Source organism: Paenibacillus dendritiformis, from assembly GCF_015845845.1.
In the GTDB taxonomy this organism is placed as follows: Bacteria; Bacillota; Bacilli; order Paenibacillales; family Paenibacillaceae; genus Paenibacillus_B; species Paenibacillus_B dendritiformis_C.
Genome location: NZ_LDIG01000222.1, coordinates 1 through 931, shown reverse-complemented (window position 1 = coordinate 931; position 931 = coordinate 1). Strand labels below are relative to the sequence as shown.

The window sequence follows — 931 nt, the reverse complement described above, 5'->3', positions numbered from 1 at the left end:
ATGCCAGACAAACGAAGCTCCGCTTCGGAAGACATAGTCCATGGTTTCAGACATTCCAGCGCATTTACGGGACCTTGTCGGGATAATAGATTGCGAACCTATGTTTCCGTTCAAGCTTTGCACAAGGGAAGCTTTGTTTCGTGATGTCTTTTTCAAGTGAATCGAGTCATCACCTCTGCTTTCTGCGCCTATCGTTACAACTGATAGTGATGGTTCTCTTATTCGTAACCCTTTCACGGATTCAGGTGAAAGTTATATTAAACATGCAGGAGCAAGCGGAGGATGGCAGATAAATGACTCTCAATTGAGGGTGACGAATCAACTCGTCAAATTGGGGGCAACAGGAGAAGGGGAAAATGGTAAGTTAACCACTCAAATCCAAGAGTACCGTCCCTCCAGTTTTACGTTTTCCTATAGTCCACCCTCTAATTGGAAGCCGATCAAGAAAGATGTGTTTGAAAGCACAGGGGTAACCACGTCGTGTACGATTTCGGATTATAGTGACTCATGGTCACTTACGTTAAACAATAAACGAGTATAATATAGAAGTCTGGTGAAAAAGTCCGCTTAAACAGGTCTTTCCCACGGTTTTGTCGAATTTGTACTGTAACAAATAATCGAGAGAGTGATTGAACATGAAAGCCTATAAGTCATCGGCTGTCCAGCCTCAGATGTTTCAATTCGTGGATATGGATGAACTCGTGCCGAAAAAGCACATCCTGTGTCAAATCAACGAGGCGCTTGATTTATCCATCGTCCATGATTGGGTAGCGCCGCTATATACGGAACGCACCGGTCGCCCGGCGGCTGACCCGGAGCGAATGGTTCGACTGATGCTGCTTTCGTATTTGTTCAACCACTCCGAACGGGAATTGTATCAACTGCTGCCCATGCATGCGGGCTATTTGTGGTTTTGCGGACTGGATTTCGA

General features: G+C 45.5%; 1 protein-coding gene. It reads left to right on the top strand.

The window, feature by feature from the left end; genetic code table 11:
• Positions 1–635: 635 nt before the first annotated feature.
• The coding region (locus tag ABD76_RS22385) for a transposase (protein ID WP_197259282.1) at positions 636–931 on the top strand (296 nt) is incomplete at its 3' end.